This is a genomic window from Streptomyces sp. JNUCC 64 (genome assembly GCF_054484115.1).
The window spans coordinates 6,898,471-6,913,152 of sequence record NZ_CM137015.1 but is presented as its reverse complement, the minus strand read 5'-3'; the positions used below and the strand labels follow the sequence as shown (position 1 = coordinate 6,913,152).

Genomic DNA, 14,682 nt, shown 5'->3' with positions numbered 1-14,682 from the left:
CATTCCCCCCGAAGGGCGAGGCGCCGTGTTGACGGCGGGCCCCACGAGGGCGGCGCGGAGACCGCGCCGGGCCCGCGCGGGGACGACGCCGGGCCGGGCGCGGACGCCGTCGGGTCACTCGCGCGGCGACACGGGGGCCCAGCGGTCGAGCAGTTCCGGACGGTCCGCGAGCCAGTCGCGGACGGCCCGGCGCTCCCCGCCCTCGCCCGCCCGCTGGATGTCCGCCTCCAGACCGGTGAGCTGTTCCTCGGTCATCCGGAAGTCCTTGAGCCAGCGCGCCACCTCGGGGTGGTCGTCGGCGAACCCCTTCCGGCTCAGGGTGTGCACGTCGTCGCCCTCGCCCCAGGCGCCCCGGGGGTCGGCCAGCTTCCGGAGGTCGAGGTCGCCGTACGCCCAGTGCGGTGACCAGAGGGTGACGGCGATGGGCTCCTCGCGGGCGTAGGCCCGCTTCAGCTCGGCGAGCATCGCGGGGGTGGAGCCGTCGACCACCTCGTACTCCCCGTCGAGGCCGTACTCCGGCAGCACCTCGTCCTTGAGCAGGCCCATCATCCCGGCGCCGGGTTCGATGCCGACGATCCGTCCGCCGAACCGGTCGGCGGCGCCCTTCAGGTCGTCCAGGGAGTCCACGTCCCGTACGTACGCGGGGACGGCGATCTCCAGGGAGGTCGGGCCGTACCAGGCGCCGAGGTCGTCGAGGTCGTCGCCGTACTTCTCCCAGTACTCGGCGTGGGTGACCGGGAGCCAGCTGTCCGTCTGGAAGTCGATCTGCCCCCGGGCGAGGCCCGTGTAGAGGGGTCCGGCGGAGTACTGGGTGGCCTCGACCCGGTAGCCCCGGCGCTCCAGCACCTCCTTCCACAGGAAGGTGGAGGCGATGGCCTCGTCCCAGGGGATGTACCCGATCCTGATCGTCCCGGCCCGGCCCGGGGCCGCGGTGGTGTCCCGGGAGCCGCCGAGCAGGCTGGTGCCGCCGTCGGCCAGGGCGAGGACGACCAGACCGATCACGGCCACGGCGGGCCGGGGACGGTGCCGCCAGAACGAGGGCTTGGCGGCGGCCCGCGCCCGTTCGGCCGCGCGGCGCCCGAGCGGGGAGACGCGTTCGCCGAGCGCGCCGGTCATCCGGTCCAGATAGACGGCGAGGACGACGATCGCGATGCCCGCCTCGAACCCGAGGCCGATGTCGAGCCGGCCGATGGCCTCGTTGACGGCGCCGCCGAGTCCGCCGGTGCCGACCATGCCCGCGATGACGACCATCGACAGGCCCAGCATGATGACCTGGTTGACGCCCGCCATCACGGTGGGCAGGGCGAGCGGGAGCTGGACCCGCAGCAGGGTGGCGCGCGGGGTGGCGCCGAACGCGGCGGCGGCCTCGACCAGTTCCGGGTCGACCTGGCGGATGCCGAGTTCGGTCATCCGGACCCCCGGCGCGATCGCGAAGACCAGGGTGGCGACCACCCCGGCCGGGACGCCCATCCCGAAGAAGAGGATGGCCGGGATCAGCAGCACCATCGAGGGCATCGTCTGGAGCAGGTCCAGGACCGGCCGCAGCACCGCGCCGACCGTCCGCGAGCGGGCCGCCCAGATGCCCAGCGGCACCCCGGCGGCCAGCGCGATCAGGGTGGCGACGAGCACCAGGGCCAGCGTCGACATCGACTTGTCCCACAGTTCCAGGGAGTCGATCAGCGCGAAGCCGCCGAAGGCGAGGACGCCCGCGACCGGTCCGCGCAGCCACCACGCCAGGACCGCGAACCCGCCCGCGAGGATCAGGGGTTCGGGAGCGCCGAGGACGGTCTCCATCAGGTCGTAGAGGCCCTGGACCACGCGTTTGAGGGTGTCGAAGAGCCAGCCCAGATGGGTGACGAGCCAGTCCACGCCACCGTCCACCCAGTCTCCGAGGGGCAGCCTAGGCATCGGCGTTCACCGCCCGCCCGCGACCGTGCGCGGGGGTGGCTCCCGGGTCCCGGGGAGCGTCGCAGGGGGTCGTGGGGAGCGGTGTCCCGTCGGGGTCGCCGAGCGCGCCGAGGAGCCGGGCGCGCGGCACCACGCCGACGAGCCGCCGTCCGTCGAGGACGGCGACGGGGTGCGGGACCCGGGCGCCGAGCGCGCAGAGTTCGGCGAAGGAGGTGTCCGGTCCGGCCGTGGCGCAGGAGCAGTCGGCCTCGTCACCGGCCGGGGCGCGGTCCATCACGGAGGCCGCGGTGAGCACCCGGGAGCGGTCCACGTCCCGGGTGAAGGCGGCCACGTAGTCGTCGGCCGGACGCAGCAGGACGTCCTCGGGGGTGCCGCTCTGCACCACCCGGCCGTCGCGCATCACGGTGACCCGGTCGCCGATCCGCACGGCCTCGTTGAGGTCGTGGGTGATGAAGACGACGGTCTTCCGGAACCGGGCCTGGAGTTCGCGCAGCTGGTCCTGCATGTCCCGGCGGATCAGCGGGTCGAGGGCGCTGAACGACTCGTCCATCAGGAGGAGGTCGGCGTCGGTGGCGAGCGCGCGGGCGATGCCGACGCGCTGTTGCATCCCGCCGGACAGTTCGTCGGGCCAGCTGTCCTCCCAGCCCGCCAGTCCGGTGACGGAGAGCGCCTCGGCGGCGCGTTCCCGGCGTTCGGCGCGGGCGACCCCGCGCACCTCCAGTCCGTAGGCGGCGTTGTCCAGGACGCTGCGGTGCGGGAAGAGGGCGAAGTGCTGGAAGACCATGCCGATCCGGCGGGAGCGGACCTCGCGCAGCTCCCGGGGGCCGAGCGCGGTGAGGTCCTGGCCGTCGAGCAGGACCCGTCCGGCGGTGGGGGCGAGCAGCCCGTTGAGCATGCGCAGGAGGGTGGACTTGCCCGAGCCGGAGAGGCCCATGACGACGGAGATCCGGCCGGGTTCGACGGTGAGGGAGGCGTCGATGACGGCGGCGGTCACCCCGTCGGCGCGCAGTTCCTCCCGGTCGGCTCCGCGCCGGAGCCGCTCGACGGCGGAGTCGGGTCGTCTTCCGAACACCTTGTACAGGTGTTCGGCCTCAAGCCTGGTCACATGAACCTCTCGGGTCGGGCCAAGAACGGCCCGCCGTCCCCCGGGCGGGCCGTGGAGCGGGGCGGCGTCGGTCCGCGCCCGGCCGGTGCCCGGGGCGGGCGCGGGAACGGGTTCACTCCGGTCGCGCGCCTCCCCGGACCCCCCGACCACAAACGTGTAAGTGACACGCGTCACGGACGCGCGACACACGGACACGCCCGCCCGCACCCGCGCGCCCGCGCCCGCGCCCGGCGACGCGACGGCACCCGGCCGGGCCCGGCGCCCCGGCGGCGCACGACCCGACCGCGGACGACCGACGGCCAACAGCCGACGACGGGCGCGGAACGGACGGACCGTCACCGCCGTGGGGCATGATGCGGACGTGACTCAGCGAACCCCACGGCTCATGCTCCTCGACACCGCCTCCCTCTACTTCCGGGCCTACTTCGGGGTCCCGGAGTCGGTCAGGGCTCCGGACGGCACCCCGGTCAACGCGGTGCGCGGCCTCCTGGAGTTCATCGACCGCCTGGTCCGGGACCACCGCCCGGACGCCCTCGTGGCCTGCATGGACGCCGACTGGCGCCCCCAGTGGCGGGTCGACCTCATCCCCTCCTACAAGGCGCACCGGGTGGCGGTGGAGACGGAGACGGGCCCCGACGAGGAGGAGGTGCCGGACACCCTCTCGCCGCAGGTCCCGGTGATCGAGGAGGTGCTCGACGCGCTCGGCATCGCCCGGGTGGGCGTCGCGGGGTACGAGGCCGACGACGTCATCGGCACGTTCACCGCGCGGGCGCAGGGCCCGGTGGACATCGTCACCGGCGACCGGGACCTCTACCAGCTGGTGGACGACGCCCGGGGCGTCCGGGTGCTGTACCCGGTCAAGGGGGTGGGCACCCTCCAGCTCACCGACGAGGCCGTGCTGCGCGAGAAGTACGGGGTCGGCGGCGCCGGGTACGCGGATCTGGCGCTGCTGCGCGGCGACCCGTCCGACGGACTGCCCGGGGTGCCGGGGATCGGGGAGAAGACGGCCGCGAAGCTGCTGGCGGAGTTCGGGGACCTGGCCGGGATCCTGGCCGCCGTGGACCGGCCCGCCGCGAAGCTCACCCCGACCCAGCGACGGCGGCTGCACGAGTCCCGCCCCTATCTGGCGGTGGCGCCGACCGTGGTGCGGGTGGCCGACGACGTCCCGCTGCCCCCGGTGGACACGGCGCTCCCGCGCGTCCCGCGCGACCCGGAGGCCCTCGACCGCCTCGCCGAGCGCTGGGGCCTCGGGGGCTCGCTGACCCGGCTGCTTTCGACGCTCACCCCATGAGGTGTTAACTTAGGCTTGCCTAAGTTAACCGCGATCAGGGGAGTCCGCATGGCAGAGCGACCGGCACGCAAGGCACCGACGACGCATGTCGGGCGCGTCCTGCGCACGGAGCGGCTCACTCCGCACATGCGGCGGGTGGTGCTCGGCGGCGACGGGCTCTCCGCGTTCTCCGCCGACGAGTGGACCGACCACTACGTCAAACTCCTGTTCCCCCCGGCCGGGGCCCGCTACCCGGAGCCGTTCGACATCCAGCGGATCCGCGCCGAGTTCCCCCGCGACCAGTGGCCCGTGCCCCGCACCTACTCGGTGCGGGCCTGGGACCCCAAGACCCGCGAGCTGACCATCGACTTCGTCGTCCACGGCGACGAGGGCGTCGCGGGTCCCTGGGCCGCGCGCGTCCAGCCCGGCGAGGAGATCCGTCTCCTCGGCCCCGGCGGCGCCTACGCCCCCTCGGCCGACGCCGACTGGCATCTGCTCGCCGGGGACGAGAGCGCGCTGCCCGCCATCGCCGCCTCCCTGGAGGCCCTGCCGCCCGGTGCCACCGTGCACGCCTTCATCGAGGTGTCCGGCCCCGAGGAGGAGCAGCCGATCGCCACCGGCGCCCCCGTGACCTGGCTGCACCGGGGCGCCCGGCCGGTCGGCGAGGCACTGCTGGAGGCGGTGCGCGCGCTGGAGTTCCCGACGGGCCGCTGCCAGGCGTTCGTCCACGGCGAGGCCGGTTTCGTGAAGGAGCTGCGCCGGGTGCTGCGGATGGAGCGCCAGGTGCCCCGCGAGGACCTCTCGATCTCCGGCTACTGGCGCCTCGGCCACAACGAGGACGGCTGGCAGGCGTCCAAGCCCCAGTGGAACGCCCAGGTGGAGGCCGAGCAGGAAGCCGCCTGACCCTCCCCACCCGGCCGCGCCCGCGGCCCCCGAACGAACCCCCAGGGACCGGAGCCCCCTGGGGGTTCCTCGTGTCCGGGCCCGGCCCGGGAGGGAAGGAGACCCACGGGGAAGCCACCGGAAGCCCGGCCGGAGGCTTGCGGGGAGACCTACGGGAGACCCGGCCGGAAAGCCCATGGGAGACCCACGGGAAGCCCGTGGCGGCGCTCCGGCCGGACGGGCGGCTACGCTCGACGGCACCATGTCGCGCTCCCGCCCCAGGCACCCCGCTCCCCTCCCCCAGCGCCAGGGGGTGGACCCGGCCCGGCTGCGGCTGCCGCTCGCCGACGGCCCCTGGCGCACGGTCCGCGATCACCTAGTGGACCGGCTGGCCCCACCGCCCGAGACCATCGACGCCATGCTGCGCGAAGGCGCCTTCGTCACCGCCGACGGCCGCCCCGTCGCCGTGGACGCGCCCTACGTCCCGGGGCTGACGCTCTGGTTCCACCGCGAGCTGCGGCCGGAGCCCCCGGTCCCGTTCCCGCTGCCCGTCGTGTACCGCGACGCGCACATCGTGGTGGTGGACAAGCCCCACTTCCTGGCGACCACCCCGCGCGGCGGCCATGTCACCGAGACGGCCCTGGCCCGGCTGCGCCGGGACCTCGACCTGCCCGCCCTGGGCGCGGCGCACCGCCTCGACCGGCTGACGGCGGGCCTGGTGCTGTTCGTCGTCCGCCCCGGGGAGCGCGGCGCCTACCAGAACCTGTTCCGGGACCGGCTGGTGCGCAAGGAGTACGAGGCGCTGGCCCGGTACGACGAGGACCTGGAGCTGCCGCGCACGGTGCGCAGCCGGATCGAGAAGGAGCGCGGGGTGCTGACCGCGCGGGAGGTCCCCGGGGAGCCCAACGCGGTCAGCCGCGTCGAACTCCTCGACCGGGTGCCCCCCGCGCCGGACGGCCGGGGCCCGGCGGCGGTCGCCCGCTACCGGCTGGTCCCGCTGACCGGCCGCACCCATCAGCTGCGGGTGCACATGAACGCGCTGGGCGTGCCGATCGTCGGCGATCCGCTGTACCCGGTGGTGCGGGACCCCGTGCCGCCCGGGGAGTTCGGCGAGCCGCTGCGGCTGCTGGCCCGGCTGCTGGAGTTCACCGACCCGGTCACGGGCGAGGCGCGCCGCTTCACCAGCGACCGCGTCCTCGCCCCGTGACCCGGGCCGCCGCTCACGGCCCGGGGCGCGTCCGGGTCAGCCGCGCCACCAGCGGGTGAGCCGCCGCCAGAGCCCCTGCTGGGCGGGGGTCGGCGCGGGCTCGACCGGTTCGGCGGTCGGCGGCAGCGGAACGGAGGCGGCGCCCGCGAGGTCGGCGGTGGCGGAGAGCGGGGCGGGCGAGGAGATCTGCCAGTCGCCGCCGGTCCCGGACGGTTTGCCGATGCTGGGCCGGGCCCGTACGTCCTGCGGGGGCCTCGGGACGAAGGTGACCGGCAGTTCCACCAGGTGCCGGGAGAGGATGGTGGACCGCCACCGCAGCTCGTCCGGGCCGACGGCGAGCCGGACGTCCGGCAGCCGCATCAGCAGCGCGTCGACGCCGGTGTCGGCGATGGCCCGGCCGATGTCCTGGCCCGGGCACTCGTGCGGTCCGCTGCCGAAGGCCAGGTGCGAGCGGTTGCCCTGCATGTTGGCGCGCAGATCGGGACGGACGGCCGGGTCCACGTTGCCCGGCGCGATCCCGAAGATCAGCCCGTCGCCCGCCCGGATGCGCTGACCGCCCAGCTCGGTGTCGTGCTTGGCGAAGTAGCCGACCATGGCGGAGAACGGCGGCTCGTCCCACAGGGTCTGCTCCACCGCCTCGGGCACCGTCATCTGGCCGCCGTTGAGCTGGGCGCGGAACCGGGGGTCGGTGAGCACCATCCGCAGCACGTTGGCGATGAGGTTGGCGGTCGCCTCGTAGGCGGCGATCAGGACCAGCCGCAGATGCTGGGCGACCTCGTCGTCGGTGAGCTGGGAGCCGTGGGCGATCAGGGCGCTGGTGAAGTCCTCGGCGGGCTTGCTCCGGCGCCGCGCCACCAGGTGCATCAGCGCGCTCATCACGTACTCGTTGCTGGCGATGGCGGTCTCGGTGCCCTTGATCATGTCGCGGGCGGACTGCACCATCCGCTCGTTGTACTCCTCGGGCATGCCGAGGATCTCGCACATCACCGCCATCGGCAGCTGCTCCGCGAACTGCCCGACCAGATCGGCCTGACCCCGCTCGCAGATGTCGTTGACGAGCCGCTGGCTGTAGCGGTTGATGTACCGCCGCACGCCCCGGTGGTCGATGGTCGCCATCGCCCCGGTGACCGCCCCGCGCAGCCGCTGGTGCTCGGCGCCCTCGGCGAAGCTGCAGATCGGCTGCCAGCTGTAGACGGGGGCCAGCGGATGGGTGGGTCCGGCGCTGCCGTCCAGGACGGCGGTCCAGTCCCGGGCGTCGCGGTTGTACTGCGAGGGGGTGCGCACCATGTGCAGGTTCTCGCTGTGCCCGAGCACCGCCCACATCGGCACGTCGTTGTGGATGAGCACCGGCGCCACCGGTCCGTGCTCGGCGCGCAGTTTCTCGTACAGGCCCGCGAGGTCGGTGTCGGCCTCGGGACCGTACAGTCGGCGCCTGCCGGTGAGGCCGTGCGCGGGGCAGCCCGGGGGCGGGATCGGGACGGGGTCGTCGGCGGCGGGGGTACCGGTGGCGCCGGAGGTGTCGGCGGGAAGGCTGGGTGGCGTGGTCACGGTGTGTGCTCCGAGGAGTCCGGGTCGGTGGCCCGTGGGCCGGGAGAGGTCGGGGTGACCGGAGCGGACCGCGTGACCGCGGTCCGCGGCGGCGTGCGCGGAGTGCTTCAGACGGGCGCCGCGGCCAGGGAGTGCAGGAAGTGCAGCAGGGTCATCAGGGCGTCACGGCTGGACGCCCGCCGCCGGGCGTCGCAGTTCATGATCGGGACGTCGTCGGGGAGGTCGAGCGCGGCCCGCAGTTCGGCCAGCGGGTAGCGGGGCGCGTCGGGGAAGTCGTTGACGGCGATGACGAACGGGACCCCCCGTTCCTCCAGCCGCCCGATCACGTCGAAGCTGACCTCCAGACGCCGGGTGTCGACGAGGACGACGGCGCCCAGGGCCCCTTCGAACAGGCCGTTCCAGAGGAACCAGAACCGCTCCTGGCCGGGGGTGCCGAACAGGTAGAGCACCAGCCGCTCGGTGATGCTGATCCGTCCGAAGTCCATCGCCACGGTGGTGGCGGTCTTGGACTCGGAACCGTAGTCGTCGTCGACCCCGATCCCGGCCTGGGTCATGGTCTCCTCGGTGGTGAGCGGACGGATCTCGCTCACCGCCTGGACCATCGTGGTCTTCCCGACCCCGAACCCGCCCACGATCACGATCTTGACGGCCGCGTCCGCGGTGTCCGGCAGATGCTCCTCGGCGCGGGGCCCGGAGCGCGGGCCGGTGCCCTGGGCGGGCACCACGGGCACGGTGCCCAGCGCGTTCTCACAGCTTTTGAAGTCCATGCATCACCGCTTCGAGAAGGGAACGGTCGGGCAGCGCGGACCGCACGATCGGGGCGCGCGCCTGCACCAGCTCGGCCGTCAGCAGCTCCGTCAGCAAGACGGTCACCACGCTGAACGGCAGATCGAGGTAGGCCGAGATCTCGGCGACGGACAGGGGGGAGCGGCACAGCCGGAGCACCGCCGCCTGCTCCGGCTGGGCCGTGGGCGAGGGGTCGGCGCGGGTCACGATGAGGGTCACCAGGTCGACCTCGGCGCGGCCCTCCGCCTCGGAACCGCCCGTGATGACGTAGAGCCGCTCGGGGTCCTTCTCCTGCTCCTGACTGGACTCGGGGGTACGGCGACGGCGTTGCGGAGGAGTCATACCGTCCGTCCGTCACGCCTGGGCGGACTAGTGAGGTGGGCCCCGATCCGTACCACGAGGTCGCGCATGCGGCTGCTCATCAGACCGGCGTCGACGGTGTCGTCGGCGAGGACGGCGAGGAACGCGCCCGCGCCCGCGGCCATCAGGTAGAAGTAGCCGCCGCTGACCTCGATGATCACCATGCGCATCCGGCCGTCGCTGTCGGGGATCTCGGCGCCCACCGCGGTGGCGAGGCTCTGGAGCCCGGCGCAGGCGGCGGCGAGCCGGTCCGCCGCATCGGGCTCGCCGCCGTAGCGGGCGATGCGCAGTCCGTCGGCGGAGAGCACCACCACCTGACGGGTCTGCGGCACTCCGTCCGCGAGTTCCTTGAGCATCCAGTCGAAGTTGGCTCGCTGCTGGATCACGTGCGGTCCCCCTCGTCCATGAGGTCATCGTTGTTCGGGTGCGGGTGGGTGCCGAGGTGACCGGGGCGGCCGACGCCGTTGACGGCGCCCCCCGGGCGGGGCGCGGCGGGCCCGGCGCCCGGCGTGGAGGTGGAGGCGGTCTTGGGGTCACGGCCCTTGATGCCGTTCATGAACGCCTCGACCCAGAGCCCCGGTTCGGGCTCGTCGCGCTTGTCGTCCCGCGCGGGGTCGGGCGCCCCCCAGGGGTCCGGCTGTCCGGCGGCCTCGGCGGTCCGGGCCGCGGCGGCGTCCGCGTACCGCTGGGTGAGCGGGGTCTTCACCCGGCTGCGGCGCTGCGGCAGACCGCCCGCGGTCCACTCGGTGACGGCGGGGCCGCCCTCGGCGCCGGTGGCCGCCAGGTCGTCGTCGGGTCGGCGCGGTCCGGTGGTGGGACGGCGCTTCTTGGCCTTGCGCTGGGGTTCCTGCACCAGCGAGCCGTCGTCGTTCACCCGGGGGACGGCGGTCGCGCCGATGCCGTGGGCGATACCGGGCGCGGGCCCGGAGGTGAGCATGTCGCGCGGCACGATGAGCACCGCGCGGACCCCGCCGTAGGCGGACTGCCGCAGCGAGACCTGCATGTCGTACATCTGGGAGAGGCGGCCGACGACCGCCATGCCCAGCCGGGGGGTCTCCCCGAGGTCCTTGAGGTCGATCCCGGCCTGGGCCTGGGCGAGCATCCGTTCGGCGCGCAGCCGGGCCTCCTCGCTGAGGCTCACCCCGCCGTCCTCGATCTCGATGGCGATGCCGGTCTGCACCTCCACCGCGGTGACGTGCACCCGGGTCTGCGGCGGGGAGTAGCGGGTGGCGTTGTCGAGGAGTTCGGCGGCGGCGTGGATCAGCGGCTCGACGTGGGTGCCCCGGACGGCGACCTTGGCGATGGAGTGCAGGTCCACCCGGCGGTACTCCAGGATGCGGGACATCGCTCCGCGCAACACGCTGAACAGCGGTACGGGCTTGGGCCACTGACGTCCGGGACGGGCTCCGCCGAGCACCGCGATGGAGTCCGCGAGACGGCCGATCAGCGCGGTGCCGTGGTCGATGCGCAGCAGGTCGTCGAAGACCTCCGGGTTGCGGCCGTGGTCCTCCTCCATCTCGCGGAGTTCGGCGGCCTGCTGGTGGACGATCGCCTGCACCCGGCGCGCGATGTTGACGAAGGCGCGCTGGGTGGACTCGCGGACGGCCTCCTCGTTGTCCACGATGTCGAGGACGTCCTTGAGCAGGGCGCGCTGGGTGTCGGGGAGGTCGCGGTAGGCGGGGTCGGCGTCCACGACGGCCCGGACCACGTCGGAGGGCGACTCGCCCTGCCGGAGGCGGAACAGGGCGTCGGGCAGCAACTGCCTTCCGAAGTGCAGGAGTTCGGCGTCCTGGGTGGCGAGGCGCTTCTCCAGGTACGCGGTGCGGCGGGCGAAGTCGGCGCGCAGGGCCCCGAGCCGCCGTCCCCGGCGGGCGGCCTCACCGGCCGTGGCGAGGATCAGCGCGGTGCCGATCGCCCCGCACAGGGCCACGGTGAGCCGGGCCGGTTCCGCGACGGCGGCGACGGCACCCCCGGTCACGGCGGCCATCAGGACGGTCGGCAGCAGAAAGACCCGCCAATGGGGGATCCTTCGGCCACCGGGAGGCGTGTGAACACTCACCATGTATGCCCTCTGGGGGAGTCGGCTCGGGGATGGTCGGTCTGTCCGGGTGGAGCTGGGGTGTTTCGGGTGGATCAGTGCGGTTTCCAGTGTGGGTCCGGGGTGCCGGACACACGGGAGCCTCCGGAAGGATTCCCACCAACGGGAATTCCGGTGAACAAGCGCACGATTTACCTCATTCACCTCAACTCGGAGCGCTGCGAGCGAGCTTAGTGCGGGCGGTTCATCGCCGTGTCATATTCGGGAAGCACCTGAAAACCAGGTGCGCGGGCCACTACACTCGGCCGATTTACACGCTGGGGAATCCACCGCACACGTGGAGTGATGATCCGGGGGCGTGCGGAAGGGGCGCGCACGACCCGCCGGGGAGGTCGGACGGCGCTCCCGACGGGGAACGGAACCCCGCCCGGGGCCCGGTGGCACCGCCCCGCCCCTCGGAACCGTCCCGCCGTGGAACCGCCCCTCGAAGGGGCGCGCGGCTCCGTCCGGGACCGGCCGCCGGGGCCCGCACCACGCGCGACGGCCCGCCCCTTCCGGGACGGGCCGTCAGCACGGAGCGGGTGATCTCACCCCACCGAGGAGTACGCGACCACTCCGCGCAGCAGGGCGTCCACGGCCCGGCGCGCGTTCTTCGCCACCGTCGAGGACTCCGGGGCCCCGGGGGCCGCGGCGATCTGACCGAGGACGTCGATCACCTGCTTGCACCAGCGCACGAAGTCGCCCGCGGGCATGTCCGCCTCGCGCAGCACCTCGTCGAGGCCCTTGTCCGAGGCCCACATGTAGGCGGCCCAGGCGAACCCGAGATCGGGTTCGCGCTGACCGACCCCCTCCGTCTGGCTGATCTTGAAGTCCTCCTCCAGGGCGTCGAGCCGGCCCCAGATCCGGACCATCTCGCCGAGGGCCGCCTTGGCCTTCCCGGACGGCACCTTGGGCGCCAGCGCGTCGTCGGCCGCCCGGGCCTCGTACACCAGGGCGGAGACGCAGGCGGCCAGCTCCGCCGGGGTGAGGCCCTCCCAGACCCCGGCCCGCAGGCACTCGCTCGCCAGCAGGTCCAGCTCGCCGTAGAGACGGCCCAGCCGCCGGCCGTTCCCGGTCACCTCGTCGCCGCGCAGATAGTCCAGTTCGGTCAGCAGCGCGACGATCCGGTCGAAGGTGCGGGCGATGGTGTTGGTGCGCCCCTCGATGCGGCGTTCCAGCTGCGTGGTGTCCCGCACCAGCCGGTGGTACCGCTCGGCCCAGCGCGCGTGGTCCTCGCGGTCCGCGCAGCCGTGACAGGGGTGGGCGCGCAGCTCCGCGCGCAGCCGGGCCAGCTCGCGGTCGTCGGCGGCGGCCGCGCGCTGCTTGCGGTGCCGCTCGGGGACCAGATGACCGGCCTTGGTGCGCAGCGCGGAGGCGAGGTCCCGACGGGACTGGGGCGAGCGGGGGTTGAACGAACGCGGCACGCGCATCCGCTCCAACGGCTCCACCGGCACCGGGAAGTCCATCGGCGCCAGCCGCTTGACCTGGCGCTCGGCGGTGAGCACCAGGGGGCGCGGACCGTCGTGCGGATCGAAGCCCCGGTGCCCGTTGGTGCGTCCGGCGGGCAGCCCCGGGTCCAGCACCAGGGCGAGCCCCGCGTACTTGCCGGTCGGCACGTGGATCACGTCACCGGGCTTCAGCTTCTCCAGGGCGCCCGCGGCGGCGGCCCGGCGCTGGCTGACGCCCTGCCGGGCCAGCTCCGTCTCCCGGTCCTTGAGCTGACGGCGCAGCCCCGCGTACTCCTCGAAGTCGCCGAGGTGGCAGGTCATGGACTCCTTGTAGCCCTCCAGCCCCTCCTCGTTGCGCTGGACCTGCCGGGAGATGCCGACCACCGAGCGGTCGGCCTGGAACTGCGCGAAGGACGTCTCCAGCAGTTCCCGGGAGCGGTGCCGTCCGAACTGCTCCACCAGGTTGACGGCCATGTTGTACGAGGGGCGGAAGCTGGAGCGCAGCGGATAGGTGCGGGTACCGGCGAGGCCCGCGAGGTGCTCCGGGTTCATCCCGCGCTGCCACAGCACCACGGCGTGGCCCTCGACGTCGATGCCCCGGCGCCCGGCCCGGCCGGTGAGCTGGGTGTACTCACCGGGGGTGATGTCGGCGTGCTGCTCGCCGTTCCACTTGACGAGCTTCTCCAGCACGACGGACCGGGCGGGCATGTTGATGCCCAGCGCCAGGGTCTCCGTCGCGAAGACCGCCTTCACCAGGCCGCGCACGAAGAGCTCCTCGACGACCTCCTTGAAGGTCGGCAGCATCCCGGCGTGGTGGGCCGCGATCCCGCGCTCCAGGGCCTCCAGCCACTCGAAGTAGCCGAGGACGTGCAGGTCCTCGTCGGGGATGGAGGCCGTGCGCTCCTCGACGATCTCCCGGACCCGGGCCCGGGCCTCGTCGTCGTTGAGCCGCAGCCCCGCGTGCAGGCACTGCTGGACGGCCGCCTCGCACCCGGCGCGGCTGAAGATGAAGGTGATGGCGGGGAGCAGCCCCTCCGCGTCGAGGCGCTCGATGACCTCGGGGCGGCCCGGCGTCCACACCCGGGAGCGCTGGCGGCGCTCCCGTTCGCGGTCGGCCTCCCGGACGCCCCGGCCGCGCCGCTTGTCCCGGCCCCAGTTCGGACGGGAGGACTCCATCCGCGCCATCCGGGTCAGATCCGGGTTGACGGCCCGCTTGCGGCCCTCGCCCTCCTCGAACAGGTCGTGGATGCGGCGTCCGGCCAGGACGTGCTGGAAGAGCGGGACGGGGCGGTGCTCCGAGACGATGACCTCGGTGTCGCCACGGACCGTGTCGAGCCAGTCCCCGAACTCCTCGGCGTTGGAGACCGTCGCGGAGAGCGAGACCAGGGTGACCGACTCGGGGAGGTGGATGATCACTTCCTCCCAGACGGCGCCCCGGAACCGGTCGGAGAGGTAGTGGACCTCGTCCATGACCACGTACTCCAGCCCCAGCAGGGACCGCGAGCCCGCGTACAGCATGTTCCGCAGGACCTCCGTGGTCATCACCACCACGGGGGCGTCGGAGTTGACGCTGTTGTCACCGGTGAGCAGGCCGACCTTGTCGGCGCCGTACCGTTTGGCGAGGTCGGCGTACTTCTGGTTGGACAGCGCCTTGATGGGCGTGGTGTAGAAGCACTTGCCGCCCTGGCGGAGCGCGAGGTGCACGGCGAACTCGCCGACGATCGTCTTGCCGGAACCGGTGGGGGCGGCGACCAGCACGCCCTTGCCCGCTTCGAGGGCCTGGCACGCCTCGATCTGGAAGGGGTCCAGACCGAAGTCGTACATCTCGCGGAAGGTGCCGAGCGCGGTGGCCTGCTCGGCGGCGCGCTGGCGTGACGCCGCGTACCGCTCGGCCGGGGAGAGATCCTCTGTCATCGTGCTTTCGAGGTTACCCGCCCCCTGTGACAGCAAGCGATCGATATCCGGATCGTCGTATCGGCGCTGGTCGGCGCGGTGCCCGGACGGGGCGCCCCGGACCCTTCCGTGACGCGCGGAGGGGCCCCGGCGTCCGCCGGGGCCCCTCCGTGTCGTCCCGGTCCGTGGACCGGTTGA

General features: G+C 73.6%; 11 protein-coding genes. 3 read left to right on the top strand and 8 right to left on the bottom strand.

Annotated features, from left to right (window positions below; translation table 11 throughout):
• Positions 1-114 precede the first annotated feature (114 nt).
• Both ACVWNX_RS28575 and ACVWNX_RS28570 read right to left on the bottom strand, forming a co-directional pair.
• Entirely contained in the window at positions 115-1,908 is a 1,794-nt protein-coding gene (locus tag ACVWNX_RS28575) for an ABC transporter permease/substrate binding protein (protein WP_454411066.1), read from the bottom strand.
• Positions 1,901-3,013: a quaternary amine ABC transporter ATP-binding protein gene (locus tag ACVWNX_RS28570; RefSeq protein WP_454411065.1), complete on the bottom strand. Its 1,113-nt coding sequence runs from the start codon at positions 3,011-3,013 to the stop codon at positions 1,901-1,903. Before ACVWNX_RS28570 ends, ACVWNX_RS28575 begins: the two co-directional genes overlap by 8 nt.
• Before the next feature lie 385 nt (positions 3,014-3,398).
• On the opposite strand from ACVWNX_RS28570, the gene ACVWNX_RS28565 reads away from it, so the two are divergent.
• The 3 genes from ACVWNX_RS28565 (at position 3,399) to ACVWNX_RS28555 (ending at position 6,372) form a co-directional block, all read left to right on the top strand.
• Complete coding sequence (locus ACVWNX_RS28565) at positions 3,399-4,304, top strand: 5'-3' exonuclease (protein WP_454414979.1); 906 nt, start codon at positions 3,399-3,401, stop codon at positions 4,302-4,304.
• A 48-nt stretch (positions 4,305-4,352) separates the two neighbouring features.
• A complete protein-coding gene (locus ACVWNX_RS28560; RefSeq protein WP_454411064.1) occupies positions 4,353-5,186 on the top strand; it encodes a siderophore-interacting protein in 834 nt (277 codons plus the stop codon).
• 241 nt (positions 5,187-5,427) lie between these two features.
• The gene (locus ACVWNX_RS28555; RefSeq protein WP_454411063.1) at positions 5,428-6,372 is read left to right on the top strand and encodes a pseudouridine synthase; all 945 of its coding nucleotides are present in this window, start codon (positions 5,428-5,430) and stop codon (positions 6,370-6,372) included.
• A gap of 36 nt (positions 6,373-6,408) precedes the next feature.
• Here the strand turns inward: ACVWNX_RS28555 and ACVWNX_RS28550 are convergent, their stop codons facing one another.
• From ACVWNX_RS28550 to ACVWNX_RS28525, 6 genes are all read right to left on the bottom strand, one after another.
• Entirely contained in the window at positions 6,409-7,920 is a 1,512-nt protein-coding gene (locus ACVWNX_RS28550) for a cytochrome P450 (RefSeq protein ID WP_454411062.1), read from the bottom strand.
• Positions 7,921-8,027: 107 nt separating this feature from the next.
• Entirely contained in the window at positions 8,028-8,687 is a 660-nt protein-coding gene (locus ACVWNX_RS28545) for a GTP-binding protein (protein WP_454411061.1), read from the bottom strand.
• Positions 8,668-9,048, bottom strand: a complete 381-nt coding sequence (locus ACVWNX_RS28540; protein WP_454411060.1) for a DUF742 domain-containing protein — start codon at positions 9,046-9,048, stop codon at positions 8,668-8,670. Before ACVWNX_RS28540 ends, ACVWNX_RS28545 begins: the two co-directional genes overlap by 20 nt.
• Positions 9,045-9,452 carry a roadblock/LC7 domain-containing protein gene (locus tag ACVWNX_RS28535; RefSeq protein WP_454411059.1) on the bottom strand — a complete coding sequence of 136 codons (408 nt, stop codon included), beginning with the start codon at positions 9,450-9,452 and terminating at the stop codon, positions 9,045-9,047. The genes ACVWNX_RS28540 and ACVWNX_RS28535 overlap by 4 nt, the downstream gene beginning before the upstream one ends.
• Positions 9,449-11,128 carry an ATP-binding protein gene (locus ACVWNX_RS28530; protein ID WP_454411058.1) on the bottom strand — a complete coding sequence of 560 codons (1,680 nt, stop codon included), beginning with the start codon at positions 11,126-11,128 and terminating at the stop codon, positions 9,449-9,451. The genes ACVWNX_RS28535 and ACVWNX_RS28530 overlap by 4 nt, the downstream gene beginning before the upstream one ends.
• A 563-nt stretch (positions 11,129-11,691) precedes the next feature.
• Positions 11,692-14,505 (bottom strand): DEAD/DEAH box helicase, encoded by a 2,814-nt coding sequence (locus ACVWNX_RS28525; RefSeq protein WP_454411057.1) that lies wholly within the window; start codon positions 14,503-14,505, stop codon positions 11,692-11,694.
• Positions 14,506-14,682 lie beyond the last annotated feature (177 nt).